Annotated in this window: 9 protein-coding genes; all 9 read left to right on the top strand. The window is 43.0% G+C overall.

Features of this window, described 5'->3' with window-relative positions:
* The first annotated feature begins 32 nt into the window (after positions 1-32).
* The 9 genes from NXX38_RS14600 (at position 33) to NXX38_RS14560 (ending at position 16,941) form a co-directional block, all read left to right on the top strand.
* The gene (locus tag NXX38_RS14600) at positions 33-2,642 is read left to right on the top strand and encodes a cellulase family glycosylhydrolase (protein ID WP_258979916.1); all 2,610 of its coding nucleotides are present in this window, start codon (positions 33-35) and stop codon (positions 2,640-2,642) included.
* A gap of 223 nt (positions 2,643-2,865) precedes the next feature.
* On the top strand, positions 2,866-5,841 hold the full coding sequence (locus tag NXX38_RS14595) for a TonB-dependent receptor (protein WP_258979914.1): 2,976 nt from the start codon (positions 2,866-2,868) through the stop codon (positions 5,839-5,841).
* A gap of 21 nt (positions 5,842-5,862) precedes the next feature.
* Positions 5,863-7,440, top strand: coding sequence for a RagB/SusD family nutrient uptake outer membrane protein (locus tag NXX38_RS14590; protein ID WP_234133299.1), 1,578 nt, complete (start codon positions 5,863-5,865; stop codon positions 7,438-7,440).
* A 23-nt stretch (positions 7,441-7,463) separates the two neighbouring features.
* Entirely contained in the window at positions 7,464-9,206 is a 1,743-nt protein-coding gene (locus NXX38_RS14585; protein ID WP_234133301.1) for a DUF5114 domain-containing protein, read from the top strand.
* A gap of 23 nt (positions 9,207-9,229) precedes the next feature.
* Complete coding sequence (locus NXX38_RS14580; protein WP_217722940.1) at positions 9,230-10,318, top strand: glycosyl hydrolase 53 family protein; 1,089 nt, start codon at positions 9,230-9,232, stop codon at positions 10,316-10,318.
* Between the two features lie 65 nt (positions 10,319-10,383).
* Positions 10,384-12,831, top strand: coding sequence for a beta-galactosidase GalB (gene galB, locus NXX38_RS14575; RefSeq protein WP_217722942.1), 2,448 nt, complete (start codon positions 10,384-10,386; stop codon positions 12,829-12,831).
* 261 nt (positions 12,832-13,092) lie between these two features.
* Positions 13,093-13,542: a nuclear receptor-binding factor 2 gene (locus tag NXX38_RS14570; protein ID WP_148367964.1), complete on the top strand. Its 450-nt coding sequence runs from the start codon at positions 13,093-13,095 to the stop codon at positions 13,540-13,542.
* Between the two features lie 49 nt (positions 13,543-13,591).
* Positions 13,592-16,021: a DUF3160 domain-containing protein gene (locus NXX38_RS14565; RefSeq protein WP_217722944.1), complete on the top strand. Its 2,430-nt coding sequence runs from the start codon at positions 13,592-13,594 to the stop codon at positions 16,019-16,021.
* Positions 16,015-16,941: a CapA family protein gene (locus NXX38_RS14560; RefSeq protein ID WP_217722945.1), complete on the top strand. Its 927-nt coding sequence runs from the start codon at positions 16,015-16,017 to the stop codon at positions 16,939-16,941. Before NXX38_RS14565 ends, NXX38_RS14560 begins: the two co-directional genes overlap by 7 nt.
* The last annotated feature ends 1 nt before the right edge of the window (position 16,942 follow it).

The following is a 16,942-nucleotide window of genomic DNA, read 5'->3' as shown; positions in this document are numbered from 1 at the left end:
GTTGCTGTCAATAAACCGATAAATTTGATAGCATGAAAAGACTGTTGATCCTTACCTTTATTTGTTTGATATCTGCCTTTGTCAAAGTGCAGGGCAAATCATCCTCTACACCTATTATATATATAGATGGAAATGGGGTGATGCGTTGGAGTGACACCCGCCGGGAGGCTTCCTTTTTCGGTGTTAATTATACGCTGCCTTTCGCCCATGCTTACCGTGCCATTGGATATTTGGGACTGGACCGCAAAGCTGCCATAGATAAAGATGTATATCATATCTCCCGTCTGGGACTGAATGCTTACCGTATTCATTTATGGGATGTGGAACTGACAGACGGACAGGGAAATCTCCTCGAAAACGAGCATCTCGACTTGATGGACTACCTGATTGCCAAACTCAAAGAACGCAATATTCATATTGTGATTACCGCACAAACCAACTTCGGGAACGGATATCCCGAACGAAACATACAGACGGGCGGCTTCTCCTATAAATATGATAAATGCGATATGCACTCCCACCCGGAAGCTATCGCTGCACAAGAAACCTATCTTCATGGTTTGGTGAAACACGTCAATCCATATACGGGGTTAGCTTATAAAGACGATCCCTCCATTGTTGGGTTCGAAATCAATAATGAACCTTGTCATTCCGGTACGAAGAAAGAGGTGAAAGCCTATATCAACCGGATGCTGAAAGCGATCAATAAAACAGGAAACCGCAAACCTGTATTCTATAATGTAAGCCACAACGGATATGTAGTAGAGGCTTATTACGAAACTGCCATTCAGGGAACTACTTATCAATGGTATCCCATCGGACTGGTATCCGGACAAACACAGCAGGGAAATTTCCTTCCATCTATAGACCGCTATGATATTCCCTTTTCCGATAAAGTGAAAGGATTCGATAAGAAAACACGGATGGTATATGAGTTCGATCCGGCAGATATCATGTATTCTTATATGTATCCGGCCATGGTACGTACTTTCCGTACAGCAGGCTTCCAATGGATTACCCAGTTTGCGTATGATCCGATGGATATCGCTTATGCCAATACGGAATATCAGACTCATTTCTTGAATCTTGCCTATACGCCTCATAAAGCTATCAGTATGAAGATAGCCGCCGAAGCTGCACGCAATCTGAAAAGAGGTGAATCATACGGCAGTTATCCACAGGACACTTTATTTGGTGACGGTTTTCGTGTCAGTTATACGGAGGACTTGAGCGAATTTAATAATGGAAAGAAATTCTATTATTCCAATCATACCAACACCCGGCCCAAAGATGCGTCACAACTTGTTTCCATTGCCGGTTGTGGCAGTTCTCCGATTATTCGTTATGAGGGAACAGGTGCTTATTTCATGGATTGCCTCGAACCGGGAGTCTGGAGACTGGAAGTGATGCCGGACGCGGTAGTAGTGAACGATCCGTTTGCTAAACCGTCACTTGATAAAGAAGTGGTTACCATCGCTTATGGTGCTTGGGACATGGCTCTGCAAATACCTGATTTAGGAATGGAATTTACCTTTACGGCCCTCAATCAAGGAAATCAGCAGAAAGGAGATGTGACAGACGGGATTATCCGCGGACTTTGTCCGGGTACCTATCTGCTGAAACGTAAAAACTGTACGCCCAAACAGAACTGGCAGGCAGACTCTCAATGGAATTCCATCCGCATCGGAGAATATGTGGCTCCTGCTCCACGTGTGACGGATTATAAAGTCGTTCATACTCCATCGGAAACCACTGAAGCAAATAAGGATTTGACGATTAGTGCACAGGTAGTAGGAACCGAATTCCCGGATTCTGTGATTATCTACACCGATAAGATATCTTTTTGGAATGAGCACAATCCATATATCAAGATGAAACGTACAGGCGGATATACCTATCAGGCAACGATACCCGCTACAGAAATAAAGGATGATTGTTTCAGGTATAACATCATCGTATGCCGGGGCAACAGCACTCGCACTTATCCCACAGGAAATTCCGGTTACAGGAATTCATCATCGGGAATAAAGGGAAATCCACTGGACTGGAATTATACTTCCGGAGCCTATTGGACTACTCGTGTTGTTGCCCCAGATAGTGCGATACCACTATTGACTATTACGGACGCAGATAGCCGGATAGAAGCATACACGCTTCCCGAATGGAATGATCTCCAACGTACTTTGGTTGATTCTTCTCCGGTGGAAAAACCTTTGCTCCGGTTCCGGTTTACTCCTAAAGGAGAAAATCCGCACTATTTCCTCCGCACGTTCGTAAAGAACCTGATTGAAGAAAGAAAAGAAAGAGTAAAGGATTGTAGCGTTCTCTGTATCCGGGTAAATCGCACGAAAGCACTTCCGGAAGGATTCAGTGCCGGTTTCGTAACGTCAGACGGATATACTTATAAAAGCCCTTGTCCTGCTCCATCATCGGAGGGAATCATACGGATACCGTTGAAAGATTTACGCCAGACAGACACGGCATTGTTGCCGGTAGCTTATCCGACATTCTTGAAACAGTATTTCCATCCGGAAACGGAAATCGCATTTTTACCGGAAAGGATTGAAAAGCTGGAGTTATCAATGTCAGGAAACAAGAAAGAGTTAGTTGAGATTGAACTAGGAAATATCTGGTTGGAATAATCGTTCTTAAAGTTCCCCGGTGTCGAAGCCTTCGTTCCTCGGTGAGGAAAGGGTCGTTCATCGGTGAGGAACAAGGTCTTCCTCGGTGAGGAACGAATCTTCCGTCTGAACCACGTTTGAAGCCTTCTGAAAGGGGGGAGCAAACGGAAGAGACAGAAAGAGAAAAGCCGCTGATTTTTAAATAAAAAGTAAAAATAAATCTATTATCAATAACACAGTAATTATGAACAGGAATATCTTAAATCTACGCCATCTGACTGTACTACTTATGTTATGTACAGCCTTTTTAGGAGGCATCATTCCTGCCTTCGCCCAACAAGGAGGCAAGAAAATCACCGGACAAGTGATTGACGAGAACAAGGAACCGATGATCGGAGTAAGTATCCTCATTGTCGGTACTTCTACCGGAACAGTGACCGATTTCGACGGTAATTATACACTCAATGTGCCACAGGGCAGCAAAGAGTTGCAATTCTCTTATGTAGGATATGAAACAAAGGTAGTACCTGTTCCTGCCAACAGTACTACTTTGAATGTCCAGCTGAAAAGTGATTCACAGGTATTGAGCGACGTTGTAGTAATCGGCTATGGTACGCAGCGTAAAAGCGACCTGACAGGTTCGGTGACTAACGTCAGCAGCAAGGATTTCAACCTGGGATTGGTCAGCTCTCCCGAGCAACTGATTAATGGTAAGATTTCCGGTGTGCAAATCATGTCCAACAGTGGTTCTCCTACTGCGGGAAGTACGATCCGTGTGCGTGGTGGTGCTTCACTGAACGCTAGTAATGACCCCTTGATCGTACTGGACGGTGTTCCTTTGGAACAAGGAGGCATCAGCGGTAATGACGGAAACTTCCTTAGCCTCATCAACCCGAACGATATTGAAAGTATGACCATTCTGAAAGATGCTTCTTCGACTGCCATTTACGGTTCGCGTGCATCCAACGGAGTTATTCTGATTACTACCAAGAAAGGAAGTTCGGATAAACTGAAGATTACATTCAGTACGACAAATTCCATCCAGACACGTACTAAGCTGGCTGATATGCTAAGTTATGGCCAATTTGTCAACACCATCCGTACGCAAGGAACGACTGCCCAACAATCTCTACTCGGCACAGCCCATACGGACTGGAATGATGAAATCTATCAGAATGCTTTCGGTACGGATAATAATCTTAGTATTTCCGGAAAAATTGCTAAAAACTGGCCATTTCGTATATCAGTAGGTTATTACAATCAAAGTGGTTTGTTACGCACAGACAACGCAGAACGCTACACGGGAAGCATCATGGTAACCCCCTCTTTCTTCAAAGACCACTTGAAACTGAATATCAATGCGAAAGGGTCTATTAATAACAATACATTTGGTAACACGAATGCTATCTGGGCAGCTTCTACAATGAACCCAACCATCCCCGTTTATTCAGGACTGGATACTTTTGGAGGATACACGGAAGCAATAGACAATACAGGTGCACCAGCCAACGGTGCTGTAATGAACCCGGTAGGACTTATCAAAATGAATGATTCCCAAAGTAACGTAAGACGTTTCATCGGAAATATCGATGCGGACTATCGTGTTCATTTCTTCCCCGACTTAAAGCTGCACGCTACATTAGGTTACGACTATGCACAAGGTAAGGGAAGTGTATATGTTCCGGCAGAAGCTGCACAGAATTACACCACTTCCGGTCTGGATTACAGCTACGGTCCGCAGAAGAAAGAAAATCGCCTGCTGACTTTGTATGCCAACTACAACAAATTGGTAGAATCGATTAAAAGTAGTTTTGACGTAACAGCCGGTTACGATTATCAGTACTGGAAAGCTACGACTCCGCTTTACTACGAAATGAACACGCTGGGAGAAATACAAAAGACTTCAAAGGCTAAAGACGAACGCCATGTACTACTTTCATACTACGGTCGTCTGAATTATTCGTTCGATTCACGTTATATGCTAACCACCACCATCCGCCGGGACGCTACTTCACGCTTTGCCAAGAATGTACGTTGGGGTACTTTCCCCTCTGTAGCCTTGGGATGGAGAGTGACGGAAGAATCTTTCCTGAAAGATAATAAGGTATTGAGCAATCTGAAAATTCGTGCCAGTTACGGTGTGACCGGACAACAGGACGGTATTGGTAACTACAATTATCTACCTATCTATACTCAAAGCCAAAATGGTGCGGAAGGTATCATGGGAAATGAATATATTCATACGTACCGTCCCAGCTCTTACGTCCCTGACTTGAAATGGGAAACCACTACTTCATGGAATATAGGATTCGACTTCGGCTTTCTGGAAGACCGTATTACCGGTAGCTTTGACTACTACACTCGCCAAACTAAAGATTTGATTGCAACAGTTCCCGCCGCAGCAGGTACCACCTTCGACCGTAACATCACCACCAATGTGGGAAATGTGGACAGTCAGGGTATTGAATTCAGCGTGAATGCAACTCCTATCCAGACAGAAGACTGGAACTGGGATGTCAGCTTCAACATGACTTGGCAAAAAATGAAGGTAAAAAATCTGTCTTTATCTGCCGGAACTGTCGCTACAAATACCTCAGTAGGTCCATATATCGACAGTTACCAAGTACAAACGTTAAGTGAGGGATACGCCCCTTATATGTTCTACGTTTATCATCAACTCTATGATGAAAAAACAGGAAAACCGGTAGAAGGTGCCTATCTTGATGTGAATGGAGACGGGCAAATCAACTCTTCCGATTTATATCGTTACCACTCTCCCGCTCCGGATTACATTCTCGGTTTCAGTACTTCACTGCGCTGGAAAAAATGGACTTTGAGTACAAGCTTGCGTGCAAACATCGGCAACTATGTCTATAATGCCATGGCTATGAATGCCGGAGCCTGGGAAACAGTAAGCTACAACTCCTATCAATTGAATAACCTGTCTACAAGTTATCTGAAAACCGGATTCCAGACCCGTCAGTACTTGTCCGACTATTATGTAGAAAATGCTTCTTTCCTGAAAATGGATAATCTATCGTTGAACTATAATTTCGGTCAAATCTGCAAAGGATGTAGCCTGAATGTGAGTGCTATGGTTCAGAATGTATTCTGTATCACCAAGTACAGCGGTGTCGACCCGGAGGTTCCTAATGGTGTGGATAATTCCTTCTATCCACGTCCGCGCACCTTCTCACTGAATGTAGGTTTCAACTTCTAACTATTTAAAAACAAGCGAATCATGAAAAAGATATTATATACAGCCTTCTATTTTTGCAGTGCATTATTGCTGAACTCCTGCATAGGCGACTTAGACCAATATCCGCATGAAGACGAAACATCTTCTACGATATATACCAATGCTGAAAACTATAAAGCCGTTTTAGGTAAGATATATGCTGCCATGGTGACCACCGGACAGGAAAAAGGGGGTGATCCGGACTTGAGCAGTAACAGTGGACAGGATTATATACGTTGCTTCTTCAACCTGCAGGAATGTGGAACAGACGAGGTGGCCTCTACCTGGTTGTCGGGTGATAATGTGAGTGGATTGACTTATTTAAGTTGGGATGCTAATGATCCTTGGGTATCGGACATGTACTATCGGATTTATTATAACATAGCATTATGCAATGAATTTCTCCGTAACGCAACCGATGAAAAGCTGGCAGAATTTAGCGAACAGGATCAAACTGAAATCCGCCATTACCGGGCTGAAGCTCGTTTCATGCGTGCTTTATTCTACTACCATGCAATGGACTTATTCCGTAATATCCCGTTCATAACAGAGAATGACCCGACTGTCGGTTATCTGCCTCCACGTTATACGTCTGCACAAATTTTCAGTTATATAGAATCTGAATTAAATGCCATTACAAATGATATGCTTAGCAAAGGGAATTGTCCTTATGGACGTGCTTCACAAGGAGCCGCCTACACATTGCTTGCCAAACTTTATCTGAACGCAGAGGTGTATATTGAAACGTCGAAGTATACAGAATGTATCGCTGCCTGTCAACAGGCTATCGCACAGGGATATTCATTGGAAGATGACTACAGCAAACTATTCAATGCGGATAATGATAAGCGTACTGCTAACGAAATTATATTCACCTTACCTGTGGACGCCACACATACCGTATCTTGGGGTTCTTCCACATATATTGTCTGTGGTGCCGTAAGCAATACTTCCGACAAACAGATTCCTGAAAATTATGGTGTGAAAAGCGGTTGGGGAATGTTCCGTGTACGCGGAGAAATTCCGGCCTTATTTAGTGGAACTGATGATAAGCGCTATATGTTCTTCACTGACGGACAAACACAATATCTGGATGTGATAGATAATCAGGCAAACGGATATTTTGTAGAAAAATGGACTAACCTGACAGATGCCGGAGCAACCGCTTCCAACACTGCAGATGGTGGTGTAAATACAGATTATCCTTTATTCCGTTTGGCAGACATATATCTGATGATGGCGGAAGCTGTGGTACGTGGCGGAACGGGTAGTGATAAAGGAACCGTATTGGAATATATCAATAAACTGCAAGAACGTGCTTATGGCGACGACTCTCATAGTAAAGCGGAAGCCGATCTGACACTGGACTTTATCCTAAAAGAACGTGCCCGTGAACTTTATTGGGAAGGATACCGTCGTACCGACTTAATCCGTTTCGGAATGTTCACTACCGACAAATATCTGTGGCAATGGAAAGGTGGTGAAAAAGGTGGCGTAGCTGTAAATAGCAAGTATAATATCTATCCGATACCGGCTACCGAACTGACGGCTAATCCCAATTTATATAATGAAAATTATTAATCATCCTCTAATACAAACGATATATGAAAACAATAAATAGTCTGTTCCTTTCATTGGCGGCTCTCTTTATATTGAGTGCCTGTGAAGATGACGCAGATAAATATTATTTATCGAGCCTGACAGAAAATGAATTGATAGCTTCTACAAACAACATTGTATTGACGGAAGATATCGCACAAAAAAATGTTCTGTCACTGGCATGGACCGACCGGACATTGGCTATCAACAATCCGGATTTCAAACCAACCAACTTATTGAAAACAAGTATACAGGTTGCATTAAACGAAGATTTCTCCGGAACGATCGTTGAGTCTACCGAAACCTCTCTTTCCAAGACTTACAATGGAGCTGAATTAAATATTGTCACCAATAATCTGGGGGTTGAAGCCAATGTAGCCACTAAATTCTATTTCAGACTGAAAGGAACAACGGGAAACAACATCGAACCGGCATATAGCAATGTGGAAGTAATCACCATCACTCCTTATGAACTGGATATGCGTTTTGCCAGCATGCTGGATCAAAACGGCACAGACACCGGTATGAGTTTATTTTCAGTAAATACAGATGGTGTATACAAAGGATTTGTAGGAGTAAATGCCTGGTACAACTTCCTGATTAAAGAAGCCAACGGAACGATCTGGAGAAATGACAACGAAACCGGAATGCCGTTCCTACTAACTACAGCAGGGGATTGGAAATGTTGGTTCCCAGGAGTTGGAGGTTGCTATTATATCACAATTGACACGAATAATAAGCAATGGAACGGAATACAAATACCAACATTGAACGTCAGTGGAGATATCGATGCAACAATGGAATTTAACCAAACGAGCAGAAAATGGACAGCTACATTCAATGCTAATGCAGCCGGAAGTATGACTATCCAAATCAGTGGAACGGGGAAATTATACGATCATACATGCGCCAATCCGAATGATAACGGTGGATACGACATTGATGACACGAAGGCTAAAGATACTCCTATGGCATTCAGCGGCAGCAGCACAGCGTTAAATCTCGGAGAAACAGCCGGAGACATAACAGTTAATGTGCCACAGGCAGGAGAGTGTACGCTTTCTATCGATCTAAGTAACCCTCAACAATGGACTGTATCAGTAGAAGAAGGTTCTGCAGAACCGGAGCCGGAACCGGAAGAGGGACAATATTTGTATTTACCGGGAATTGGCCAAGGTAGCGACTGGACATACGATCATAAAATTGAAGTGTACTATAAGGAAGAACAAAAATATGCAGGTATAGTGGATGTCAACTCACAATGGGGAAGTTATGCAATGACCCTGTTCTCATCAGGAGATGCATGGGACACCAGTAAAATGTACACCATCGCCAATGATGATTCGGAAAGTACGGCAGAAAATGGAACTCTTGTAAATGAAAGTGCAAAGAATATTCCTGCACCTGCTGCCGGTCTTTATCTGTTTGACGTTTCATTAAAAGAGCTGACTTATAAAACTTATGCAGTTGGAAATAACATCTATTGTTATTATGGAATAGAGGGGGATAACAATTTATATCCTATCGCCACAACAGGAACTGCCGGAGAATATTCGGGAACGATTACGTTATCACAAGATTCTAACTGGGGAATCAAGTTTTATATAAAAGATGACTGGACCGGAGCGTATGGAGGAAGCAATGGAAAACTATATTATAACAGTAACGAGGGTATCCCATTGACTGCCGGAACTTATACTATCACAGTCAATCTGATAGACGGCACTTATTCCGCTTCTAATAAATAACCTTTAGATAACAGTATATAATTATGAAACGATTCAAAAATATATTGATGGCTTCCGCACTACTGTGCGGAGCCTTCTTCACAGCCTGTGACGACAATGATGATAAACCGGTATTTCCGGAAAATCAAGATCAAGCCTATGACATGTCCGGTTTTGCCAAAGGAGCCGATGTCAGTTGGTTGACAGAAATGGAAAAGGAAGGTTACAAATTCTATGATGCTGAAGGAAACGGACATGAATGTATGTCACTACTCCGAGATCTGGGCATGAATGCCATCCGTCTACGTGTATGGGTAAATCCCGATCAGGGATGGTCGGAAGAGGAAGGTTTCTTTAATCCGGGAGGATGGTGTGATAAAGACGATGTAGTGACTAAGGCATGGCGCGCCCACAACTTAGGCTACCGTATTATGATTGATTTCCATTATAGTGATATTTGGGCGGATCCGGGACGGCAAGAAAAACCGGCAGCTTGGGCCGACCTATCCTTTGATGAATTAAAACAAGCAGTAGCCGACCATACCACTGAAGTATTAAGTGCAATCAAAGCAAGAGGCATCGATGTGGAATGGGTGCAGGTGGGCAACGAGACACGTACAGGCATGTTAAAACCCGACGGAGCTGCTAGCAGCGGAAAAACTGCCAACTTCGCTCAACTGGTAACAGCAGGATACGATGCCGTTAAAACAATCTATCCGGAAGCTAAAGTTATCGTACATATTGATCAGGGCAATAATCCCAATCGATATATCTGGCTGTTTGACGGTCTGAAAGCTGATGGGGGAAAATGGGATGTAATCGGTATGTCTCTTTATCCGGAACCGGATACCGAAGACTGGCGACAATTAAACAATGATTGTATTGCTAATATGAAAAGCCTGATTGAACGGTATCATACACCTGTCATGATGTGTGAGCTTGGTATTTACTGGAATTATGAAGAAGCAGAAGAGTTTTTTACCGATTTCATGACTAAAGCTAAAGAAATAGATCAATGCCTCGGTGTTTTCACTTGGGAACCTCAAAGTTATGGTGGTTGGAAAGGCTATCACAAAGGCTTGTTTGACGATACCGGTAAACCCACTAATGCATTTAATGCTTTCAAGAGATAAGATTATTGAATCATTTTTTATAACTTTACCCCGAATCCAAAATATTTTATACCTGAAAAGCAAAAATGAACATGAAACACCAAAAACAGTTATTAGCTGTACTTTTGATGGGCACCGCTTGCACATTGCAAGCGCAACGCAGTGAGACGCTGCTCGAGAAAAACTGGAAATTCAGTAAAGGAGATTTTAAAGAGGCTAGCCAGCCGGAGTTTAATGACACTAAATGGGAGTCGGTTGTTATTCCACATGACTGGGCGATTTTCGGTCCATTCGATATGAATAATGACCTGCAGAATGTAGCTGTGACACAGAACTTCGAGAAAAAGGCTTCCTTGAAAACAGGACGTACCGGTGGGCTCCCTTATGTAGGCACCGGATGGTATCGAACCAGTTTTGATGCTCCTGCCGATAAGGAGGTGACACTGCTCTTTGATGGCGCCATGAGCGAAGCACGTGTCTATGTAAATGGAAAAGAGGCTTGTTTCTGGCCTTTCGGCTACAACTCTTTCCACTGTAATGTGACGCCCCTAATGAATAAAGACGGAAAGAACAATACGCTGGCCGTACGTTTGGAAAATCGTCCGCAGTCCTCGCGCTGGTATCCGGGAGCAGGTTTGTATCGCAATGTGCATCTGATCGTGACAGACAAAGTGCATGTGCCTGTATGGGGAACACAAATCACAACTCCTCATGTTAGTAAGGACTTTGCAGCCATACGTCTTCAAACGAAGATTGACAATGCGGGTGAGAAAACACAAATCCGTGTAGAGACAGAGATTCTTTCTCCGGACGGAAAAGTGGTTACCAGCAAAGAAAATACGAGTCGCATTAATCACGGACAACCATTCGAACAAAACTTTATTGTAAATGCACCCGAGCTCTGGTCACCGGAAAGTCCGTCGCTCTACAAGGCTGTTTCCAAAATTTACGCAGATGATAGACTGGTGGATACTTACACGACCCGTTTCGGTATCCGCAGCATTGAATATATCGCTGATAAGGGTTTCTATCTGAACGGAAAACATCGCAAATTCCAAGGGGTATGTAATCATCATGATTTAGGTCCGCTGGGTGCCGCTATTAATGTGGCAGCGCTTCGCCATCAACTTACATTGCTGAAAGATATGGGATGTGACGCTATCCGTACTTCTCATAATATGCCGACTCCCGAACTCGTAGCATTGTGTGACGAAATGGGATTTATGATGATGATTGAACCGTTCGACGAATGGGACATCGCCAAGTGTGAAAACGGTTATCACCGTTATTTCAATGAATGGGCGGAACGTGATATGGTGAATATGCTCCATAATTATCGGAATAATCCATGTGTGATTATGTGGAGTATCGGTAATGAAGTACCGACCCAATGTAGCCCCGTCGGCTATAAAGTGGCTAAATTCCTGCAAGACATTTGCCACCGAGAAGATCCGACACGTCCTGTCACCTGCGGAATGGATCAGGTTACTTGTGTACTTGCGAACGGATTTGCAGCCATGATTGACATTCCGGGACTTAATTACCGTACCCAACGCTATAAGGAATCTTATGACCAACTCCCGCAGAATCTGATTTTGGGTAGTGAGACTGCTTCTACTGTCAGTTCACGTGGAGTATACAAATTCCCGGTAGAGGATAAGAAAAGTACTAAGTATGAAGACCATCAATGTTCCTCTTATGATGTGGAAGCCTGTTCATGGTCAAATATTCCGGATGAGGACTTTGCACTAGCCGATGATAACCATTGGACAATCGGACAATTTGTATGGACAGGATTTGACTATCTGGGTGAACCATCACCTTATGATACGGATGCATGGCCCAATCACAGTTCCATGTTTGGTATTATCGACCTTGCCAGTCTGCCAAAAGACCGCTATTACTTGTATCGCAGTGTATGGAACAAGGATGCGGAAACCTTGCATATTCTGCCTCACTGGACATGGCCGGGACGTGAAGGTGAAGTGACTCCTGTATTTGTATATACCAACTATCCTACAGCCGAATTGTTTATCAATGGTAAAAGTTATGGTAAACAAAGCAAGAACGATAGTTCGTTGAAGAACCGTTATCGTCTGATGTGGATGGATGCTGTATATGAACCGGGAGAAGTAAAAGTAATAGCCTATAACAAAGATGGAAAAGCAGTAGCGGAAAAAGTGGTTCGCACTGCCGGAAAACCTCATCACATCGAACTGGTCAGCAACCGTAACGAATTGACTGCAGACGGAAAAGACTTAGCGTATGTGACTGTGAAAGTTGTAGACAAAGATGGTAACCTCTGCCCTACTGATAATCGTCAGATAAACTTCTCTGCAAAGGGAACCGGTAAATATCGTGCTGCAGCCAATGGCGACCCGACAAATCTGGAACAATTCCATCTTCCGAAGATGCATACTTTCAACGGAATGTTGACAGCTATCATACAAGCTGGTGAAACTGCCGGAGAAATTGTATTTACAGCCAAAGCAAATGGAGTGAAAGCCGGAAATATTCGTATTCAAACGAAATAAGGCATACGCTTTATAATATCTGATAAGCCACCGGATTTCTTAACTAAAGAGAAGTCCGGTGGTTTTCATATATAATATACTGGACTTTTCACTTTTACGAGAAAAGAGGCAGGTAAATACAGGTTAATATCTATCTTTGCAAAAGAAAACGTTACAGATATGTCGCACAGGATTCACTTCCTTATTTTTACAGGTCTTTTACTGATGTTCTGTTCATGCCGGAAAGAAAACAGGTTTGAATGGCAAGTAAATCAAAGACACATGGAAGTATCTCTGAACAAAGAATCTGATTCGCTCTATGTCATTCATTTGAATACAGACCAACCCTCCCACTCTGTTTGGAAATTGCCTTACCCTGTCTATCAATTTGATTATGGAGATGTTACAGGAGACGGGATGCCGGAAATTATTGTGGGGGTTATCAAGCCTACCCGATTCGATCCCAAACCTGACAAGCGGTTATTCATTTACCGGATTGCAGATGAAGCGTATATCCGCCCACTTTGGTTAGGTTCGAGGGTAGCACAACCTTTGGAAGATTTTAGAGTGATTCGTGAACATACTCCTGTATTGATACGTACCATGGAACGGGAACGAAGTGGAAAATTTCTGATAGCGGAATATGCATGGAGAGGTTTTGGTCTGGATTTTAAGGGATATCTGAAACGCGAGACAGAAGAAAAGGAGGCCAAACGCATTCTTGAACGTTAACGTTAGATACTATCATTTATATATAGTAATTTATAGAATAATGAAAAACATGAGACGACTATTATTACTGTCCTGTACACTAATTCTTATTCTCTGCGGATGCAAGAACAAAAACACCTCAACGGCATCGGCACAAGATACTGTTATGACTGCCACCTCATTATTGACCGATACTGTTCTACCTCAATCTATTGATTTGAAGCAGGATATCAGTCGTTACTCTTTTCAGGAGTTACGTTTATTACGTAGTTATCCATACGCTATACATGGTTATCATTTTATGGAAGCGGACATCAATGCTTTCTTCTCGGCCAATACGAAATGGTATAATGATCTTGTCTGGAAGTTATGGGATGAATCGGAGGCAGACGGAGAGAATAAATTTCCGGAAAACTATGATGAAGTCAAACTGACGGCTGAAGAGAAGGCTTTCGTAGAACGCATCGATGCTCGCATGGCAGAAATGCGTCAGCAACAGTTTACTCAACGAGACTCTTATTATTTAGGAAATGCAAATAATATAGTCAACCTGTTCCAATTCAAAGATATAGACGAGGCATTACTAGCCAAGTTGCAACAGAACAACTTTGCCATTACAGAAGGAAGTAACTTACAGTTGTTTCATGCTTACGAAGAAAATGATTATCGCCAAGTGCCCAATTTCATCACCACTGACTTATATTTACAGGCATTTCACATGTATTTCTCTTATGTACTGAAAAGTCTGGAGAAACAACACATCATTCCTACTTTGGAAAGACTATGTCTATCACTCAACGCAACTTGCATAAGCATCTCCCGCCAGACAGAAGACGAATCTCTGAAAGATATGGCAGAATATGCCGCTACTTTTTATGCTATCCCTTATTATTTGCTGACAAAGGAAACGCCCAGCCTCCCTGCTAAGTGTCAAAAAGCATATCAACAGGAAATAGAACATATTAATGCACAAGAAGATGATTTCTCGGAGTTTCTTTCATACAAAGATGCATACTTCCCATACAGTCTTTTCAAACCACGCGGACATTATACCCGTGAACCCCAATTACAGGCATACTTTCAGGCTATGATGTGGCTTCAAACTGCCTGCTTTTGCAGAGAACAACAAGAACAGCTCAAACAAGCAATCTTTCAGGCTACCGTACTATCTAGTTATAAGGATATGACCAGGACACCACTAATGGAACTATACCAACGCGTCTATACACCACTTACTTTCCTGATGGGTGAGACTGATAATCTTTCTCTTCTCGATATTGCACAGATTCTGAAGAAAAATAAAGCAGAATATACTGAAGATGCATTGACTCCGGTTCAAATAGAAAAGGTGAATCAAGCGCTCATTGAACTGGCAAAAAGCAAGAATAGGATCAAACCTAAAATAGAAATCTCCTGCCGGGACAAAATCAACTTTATGCCACAAAGATATCTGGCAGATAATGAAGTACTTCAGGAATTGGTAGATGTCACCCCAAACAGCAAACGTGCTTATCCGAAAGGATTGGATGTCTTTGCCGCTTTCGGAGTAAACTCCGCCGAGACTTTACTGACTGATTTTTACAAAGAACCGGGCAACTGGAACCAGTATACCGGAGAATTACAAAAACTGAAAGATAAATTCAAAGCTTCCCAGCCTGCACAAGTATCTGTCTACGAATTATGGATGAAAAGTCTGTTCACCATGCAGAAAACGGACAAGAGCCAGCCGGGATTTATGCAAACACCCGAATGGGGATACAAGAACCTGAATACAGCTCTGGCATCTTGGGCTGAATTGAAGCATGACGCGATCCTTTACGGAGAACAGCCCATGGCTGCAGAATGTGGAGGTGCCGGACCTCCTGATCCGATCGTAGTGGGGTATGTAGAACCGAATCTTCCTTTCTGGAAGAAAATGTCAGGGATTCTGCAAGCCACCCAACTGGTTCTGCAACAAAGCAATTGCCTGACGGATGACTTGAAAGGAAAGACAGAGCAGTTGCAGGACTATGTCAGCTTTCTGATTCAAGTAACAGAAAAGGAACTGCGGGGAGAAAAACTGACCGAACAGGAATATCGCACTCTTGAGTATATGGGAAGTAGTATAGAATATTTCACTCTGTCTGTGCTCGATCCGGATTTACATCTGGATAACTGGTCATTAGTGCAAGGTCCGGACAAGTCGATAGCTGTAGTGGCTGATATTTATACACGCAACGTGAGGGGATGTGATAAGAATGGAGTACTGCATGTGGCAACAGGAAATGCCAACAATATCTATGTGATAGTAGAAATAGAGGGTAATCTCTATCTTACCCGTGGTGCCACATTTAGTTACTACGAGTTTGTCCAGCCACTGGATACCCGGCTCACGGACGAAGAGTGGCAGAAAATGCTGGAAGAAAAGAAAGCGCCTGCCGTCCCGGAATGGATGAAAAATATCCTGTTGGAGAAAGAACCTAAAGTAGATGACAGAGTTTTTTATAGTTCAGGATGCTAATATCCTTTTCCCGAATTAACCGGATTATAGGTAGTATAGGTCTGTTATTGCTTACTGCCTGCCAGCACCCGTCAGAAGAATGTCTCTCTATCGCTTTCACCGGAGATGTTCTTCTGGACAGAGGGGTACGCCAACAGATTCAACGGGGAGGTGTCGAAGATTTATTTGCGTCGGTAGCTCCTCTCTTTCATCAAATGGACGCTACGGTAATCAACCTGGAATGTCCCGTCACTTCGGTTCGTTCACCACTACACAAGAAATATATCTTTCGCGCGGAACCGAGATGGATGGAAGAATTGGTTAAAGCCGGCATCAGTCATGCGGCTTTAGCGAATAATCATACTATGGATCAGGGGCGAAACGGATTGACAGATACTTATCAGCATCTCTTATCGGCAGGAATCACTCCGATAGGATATGGTAATACTTCTTCCGAGAGTTGCCAACCTGTAGTGATAAAGAAAGGAAAAATTAAAGTAGCACTCTTCAATTCAGTTACACTTCCTTTGGAGAATTGGGTATATTTAGAAAATGATCCCGGTATTTGCCAGCAAACCACGGAAGAAATAGAAGAGGAAATCAAAAACTTCAAGCGAGAGAATCCCGAAAGTTATGTGGTCGTAATTCTCCATTGGGGAATCGAATATCAATCTTCCCCTACTCTGAGCCAAAGAAAGGGAGCACACCGACTCATTCGTGCAGGTGCGGATGCTATCATCGGACATCACCCGCACGTCATTCAGAAAGAGGAATATTTCAATGGTAAGCCCATCTTTTATAGTCTGGGCAACTTTGTATTCGACCAACGAAAACCGGCAACATCACAAAGCCAGATTGTGCAGCTTGATTTCACATCTACGGCATGCAAAGTTAAAGTGCATCCCGTAACGATCCATCAATGCAAACCGGAAATCCAATAAA

It is taken from the genome of Bacteroides sp. BFG-637, assembly GCF_024793605.1.
Classification (GTDB): domain Bacteria; phylum Bacteroidota; class Bacteroidia; order Bacteroidales; family Bacteroidaceae; genus Bacteroides; species Bacteroides vicugnae.
This window is presented reverse-complemented; position numbering and strand designations above follow the sequence as displayed.